This window comes from Skermanella sp. (assembly GCF_059503625.1).
The window spans coordinates 1-5,425 of sequence record NZ_JCACHA010001109.1; the positions used below are offsets into that span (position 1 = coordinate 1).

6 protein-coding genes are annotated in these 5,425 nt (G+C 64.0%); all 6 read left to right on the plus strand.

The features are described 5' to 3' along the window. A partial coding sequence (locus tag AC5JJ6_RS39795) for a DnaB-like helicase C-terminal domain-containing protein (RefSeq protein WP_496047346.1) occupies positions 1–515 on the plus strand: 515 nt, incomplete at its 5' end. 270 nt (positions 516–785) lie between these two features. Next, complete coding sequence (locus tag AC5JJ6_RS39800; protein ID WP_044425733.1) at positions 786–1,556, plus strand: MlaE family ABC transporter permease; 771 nt, start codon at positions 786–788, stop codon at positions 1,554–1,556. An 8-nt stretch (positions 1,557–1,564) separates the two neighbouring features. Beyond that, positions 1,565–2,374: an ABC transporter ATP-binding protein gene (locus tag AC5JJ6_RS39805; RefSeq protein ID WP_496047347.1), complete on the plus strand. Its 810-nt coding sequence runs from the start codon at positions 1,565–1,567 to the stop codon at positions 2,372–2,374. A gap of 239 nt (positions 2,375–2,613) precedes the next feature. Next, positions 2,614–4,023: a DNA repair protein RadA gene (gene radA, locus AC5JJ6_RS39810; protein WP_496047348.1), complete on the plus strand. Its 1,410-nt coding sequence runs from the start codon at positions 2,614–2,616 to the stop codon at positions 4,021–4,023. Positions 4,024–4,051: 28 nt separating this feature from the next. Then, complete coding sequence (locus AC5JJ6_RS39815; RefSeq protein ID WP_496047349.1) at positions 4,052–4,762, plus strand: CvpA family protein; 711 nt, start codon at positions 4,052–4,054, stop codon at positions 4,760–4,762. A 37-nt stretch (positions 4,763–4,799) separates the two neighbouring features. Beyond that, on the plus strand, positions 4,800–5,425 hold a 626-nt coding region (locus AC5JJ6_RS39820; protein WP_496047350.1), incomplete at its 3' end, for an amidophosphoribosyltransferase.

Genomic DNA, 5,425 nt, shown 5'->3' on the forward strand with positions numbered 1-5,425 from the left:
CGGGCAATCTGGGCCTGATCGTGGTCGACTATCTCCAATTGCTGCGCGGTACGGGCGGCAAGAGCAGCGAGAACCGGGTGCAGGAAGTCTCCGAGATCACCCGAGGGCTGAAGGCCATCGCGAAGGAACTGGATGTGCCGGTCGTGGCGCTGTCGCAGCTTTCCCGTGCGGTGGAGCAGCGCGAAGACAAGCGGCCCCAGCTTTCCGACCTTCGCGAATCGGGATCGATCGAGCAGGACGCCGACGTCGTGATGTTCGTGTTCCGCGAACAGTACTATCTGGAGCGCTCCGAGCCGAGCCGCCGTCCAGACGAGGCCGATGACAAGTTCAACGACCGTTATCAGCGCTGGCAGCAGCGTCTGGGCGAGGTCCACAACACCGGCGAGGTGATCATCGCCAAGCAGCGTCACGGACCGATCGGCACCGTCCGCCTGTTCTTCGACGGCCAGTACACCAAGTTCGGCGATCTGGACCAAAGCCATCCCGGCGCCGGCGGTGGCGGCGACTACGAATAAAGCCGGAACCTAAAGCTAGAGTGGGCGATATCGAAAGGGCGGTGTGGCCATATGCGGCCGCTCCGCCTTTTTCCATGAGATTGACAGTGTTATGGCGGTTGGCTAGGGTGCGGCGCACAAGGTTGCGCGCATGGGCAAAGTTGCAACGGACGCAGGGGCTTATGCGTATCGCCACGGAACTTGCCTCACCAATTCCGGCCTTTTCGTCGTGTCCGGCACGGCATCGCCGGTGAGCGGAACTGCCGCCGAGTGGGCTGCCACGGGGGATCAATGGGTTTTCTGACCACGACCGGCCGCGCCTTCCTGATATTTCTGGAAGCGACCGGTCGGCTGATGCTGTTTACCGGCGTCGCAATTTCACATTGTTTCCGCCCGCCCTTCTATCTGCGCCTGATCGGGCGGCAGATGATCGACATTGGCTACTACTCCCTGCCCGTGGTCGGGCTGACGGCGCTGTTCACCGGCATGGTGCTGGCCCTCCAGAGTTTTACCGGCTTCGCCCGCTTCCAGGCGGAGGGAGCGGTCGCGACGGTCGTGGTCCTGTCGATCACCCGTGAACTGGGTCCCGTCCTGGCGGGCCTGATGGTCGCAGGCCGGATCGGCGCGTCGATGGCAGCCGAGATCGGCACCATGCGGGTGACGGAGCAGGTGGACGCGCTGTCGACGCTCGCCACCAACCCGTTCAAGTATCTGGTCGTGCCAAGGTTGATCGCCGGCCTGACCATGCTGCCGCTGCTGGTGCTGGTGGCCGACATCATCGGCGTGTTCGGCGGGTTCCTGATCAGCGTCTATCGGCTGGACTTCAATGCCGCCGCCTATATCAGCCGCACCTGGGAATTCCTGGAGCCGATGGACGTGATCTCCGGGCTGGTCAAGGCCGCCATGTTCGGCTTCGTCATCGCGCTGATGGGGTGCTATCACGGATACCAGTCGAGGGGCGGCGCGCAGGGCGTCGGCGCTGCCACGACCAACGCGGTCGTCTCCTCCTCGATCCTGATCCTGGTGTTCAACTACCTGATCACCGGCCTGTTCTTCTCATGATGAGTACCATGCAACAGAAGTCCGACGCACCCGACGGCACCAAGCTGGATACGCCGAAGCTGAAGCTGACGGGCTTGCGCAAGGCGTTCGGTACCAAGCAGGTGCTCAACGGTCTCGACCTGAGTATCGGCCGCGCCGAGTCTCTCGTGGTCATCGGCGGTTCGGGCACCGGCAAGTCGGTGATGCTGAAATGCGCCATCGGCCTGATGCACCCGGATAGCGGATCGATCCGGATCGACGGCGAGGAAACCGCCAACCTGAGGCCGCGCGACCGGGAGCGCGTCATGCGCAAGTTCGGCATGCTGTTCCAGGGCGCCGCGCTGTTCGACAGCCTGCCGGTCTGGGAGAACGTCGCGTTCGGACTGATCCAGGGCGAGAAGATGGCGCGGTCGAAGGCCAAGGACATAGCGCTGGAGAAGCTGGCCGACGTCGGCCTGGAACGGCGGGTGGCCGATCTTTTCCCAGCCGAACTGTCGGGCGGCATGCAGAAGCGCGTCGGCCTGGCCCGCGCCATCGCAACACAGCCGGAGATCATCTTCTTCGACGAGCCGACGACCGGGCTGGACCCGATCATGGCCGACGTCATCAACGACCTGATCGTCAAATGCGTGAAGGACCTGGGCGCCACCGCCCTGTCGATCACCCACGACATGGCAAGCGCCCGCAAGATCGCCGACCGGGTCGCCATGATCTACAAGGGCAAGATCATCTGGCACGGTCCCGTCAGCCAGATCGACAACTCCGGCAATGCCTATGTCGACCAGTTCATCCATGGCCGCGCCGACGGACCGATCCAGATGGAAGTCAGCCAGTCCTGACGGGGACCCGCGGGCACATGCGGAGCCCGCCGATGCAGCCCAACCTTGCAGTCGCAAGCCGTTGGCGGCCCCTGGTATTCCGGTTCTGTTCACATTAAATAAACCTTGTCCAGATAAGCATCGGTCGCACCCAGCCGCCATCCGGCGGATAAGGTCCGGGGTGGGGCGTTTCCCCGATAGGATCGGGAACGCCGACATGCTAATCATGCTGCATCGCAACACGACGAGTTTTAGTTACATTGGCTCGACCAAACACCCGGTATGTCTGCCAAGCCTGCGGCGCCAGCTCTCCTAAGTGGAGCGGCAAGTGCGACGCATGCGGCGAGTGGAACACTCTGGTCGAGGAGGCGGTCCCCGAGAGCGCACCCAAAGGGCTCGGCCGGGCGTCGGGCGCCGGGCGGAGAATCGACTTCGTCGATCTTAAAGGCGTTTCGGAGAAGGCTCCCCGCCGGATCAGCGGCATTGCCGAATACGACCGCGTGTGCGGCGGCGGCATGGTGCCGGGTTCGGCCCTGCTGGTCGGCGGCGATCCCGGCATCGGCAAGTCGACGCTGCTGCTCCAGGTCGTTTGCAGCCTCGCCAAGAATTTGCGGTGCGCCTACATCTCGGGCGAAGAGGCGGTCGATCAGGTGCGGATGCGCGCCGCGCGTCTGGGTACGGCCGAATCGGCGGTCGAACTGGCGACGGCGACCAATGTCCGCGACATCGTGGCGACGCTGGACAGCGGCGACGCACCCGGACTGTGCATCATCGATTCCATCCAGACCATGTATGTGGACACGCTGGACAGCGCGCCCGGCACGGTCGCCCAGGTAAGGGCTTCGGCCCAGGAACTGATCCGGGTCGCCAAGCGGCGCGGCATCATCCTGGTGCTGGTCGGCCATGTCACCAAGGAAGGCACCATCGCCGGCCCTCGCGTCCTGGAGCATATGGTCGACACCGTGCTGTATTTCGAAGGCGAGCGCGGCCATCAGTTCCGTATCCTACGCGCAGTGAAGAACCGCTTCGGCCCGACCGACGAGATCGGCGTGTTCGAAATGACGGACGCCGGCTTGAGTGAAGTGTCCAATCCGTCGGAACTGTTCCTGGCGGAGCGGCGGGGCGACGTATCCGGCGCCTGCGTCTTCGCCGGACTTGAAGGCACCCGCCCGGTGCTGGTGGAAATCCAGGCTCTGGTCGCGCCCTCCCCCCTTGGCACACCGCGCCGCGCGGTGGTGGGCTGGGACAGCGGCCGGCTTGCGATGGTGCTGGCCGTTCTGGAGGCGCGCTGCGGGATCGCGATCGGCGCCAACGACGTCTATCTCAACGTCGCGGGCGGCTTGAGGATCGGCGAACCTGCCGCGGATCTGGCGGTGGCGGCGGCCCTCGTGTCTTCCCTGACGGGTGAGCCGGTTCCATCCGATGCCGTCGTCTTCGGTGAAATCGGATTGTCCGGAGAGATCCGGGCTGTCAGCCAGACCGACGTCCGCCTGAAGGAAGCCGCCAAGCTCGGTTTCGAGAAGTCGGTGATGCCGACCTTACGGGGCCGAAAAAAGGGCAGCCGGAGCGATCCGGGTATCCGGCAGATCGAGCTTGCACATCTCGAAGACCTTATCCCGATGTTCCAGGAACCCCGCTCGGCCGGCTCCGCCGGTCGTGGACGGACATGATCCACAAGTTGACGTGACGGGCACGACGATGGAAACCACTTCGATCAATCCGACGGATATCGCCGTCATCGTCATTCTGCTGCTGTCGGCCCTTCTGGCTTTCGCACGCGGACTGGTGCGGGAAGTCCTGTCGGTCGGCGCCTGGGTGGGCGCCGCCTTCGCCACGATTTACCTGTTCCCCCATGCGCTTCCGATCGTCCAGCAAGTCGTTGCCAAGGATCTGGTCGCCAAAGCGGTGGCGGGCATCGGCGTCTTCGTCGTCTCGCTGATCCTGCTGTCGATCGTCAGCCACCAGATCTCCAAAGGCGTGCGCGGATCCGCGCTTAGTGCGGTCGATCGTTCCCTTGGGTTCGTTTTCGGCATCGCGAGGGGTGCGGTTATCGTTTGCCTTGCCTATCTATCGGTGGCCTGGGTCTTTCCGCCGACCGACCAGCCGCGCTGGCTGAAGGATGCCCGCACGATGCCGGTCATACAGACGGGAGCGGATATGCTTCGCAATCTGGTCCCAGACCAGACACGGTCGAATGCAGCGGCCGGCGCCCAATCGGCCGCCAATTCGGCAGCCGGCGCCGCCGTCGAGCAGACGAACAAGGCGATGCAGGAAGAGGCCCTTCGGCGTTTATCCGTGCCGAGACCGACTGCCGCCAATGCAACGAACGCGGATGCGCCCACGCCAGAGTCGGGGTATAAGGACCGTGACAGGTCCGACCTCGACCGACTTTTCGAAACTGCCCGTTAGCCTACCACATCCGACCCCGCGAAAGGGTTAAGTTCCCATGTTGACGACCCATCCGTTCGACGACGACAAACTACGCGAAGAGTGTGGCGTGTTCGGCGTTTACAACCATGGTGAAGCTGCCGCTGTCGCGGCGCTGGGGCTTCATGCCCTTCAGCACCGTGGACAGGAGGCGGCGGGTATCGTCACCTTCGATGGCGAACACTATCATATCCAGCATGCCATGGGACAGGTGGGCGACAATTTCAGCTCGCAGTCGGTGATCGCGAAGCTGAAGGGCCACGCCGCGATCGGGCATGTCCGCTACGCCACCAGCGGCGACACCGTGCTGCGCAACGTGCAGCCTCTGTTCGCCGATTTCGAGTTCGGCGGCTTCGCGCTTGCCCATAACGGCAATCTGACCAATGCCCTGATGCTGCGCCGGCAGCTGGTGCGCCGGGGCTGCCTGTTCCAGTCGACCACCGATACCGAAGTCATCGTCCACCTGATGGCGACCGCCCGCAGCGGCTCGGTGATCGACCGCATGGTCGAAGCGCTGCGTCAGGTCGAGGGCGCCTACTCGCTGATCGCATTGGCCAACGACATGGTGATCGGCGTCCGCGATCCGCTGGGTGTACGTCCGCTGGTGCTGGGCAAGGTCGGCGACAGCAACGTGCTCTGTAGTGA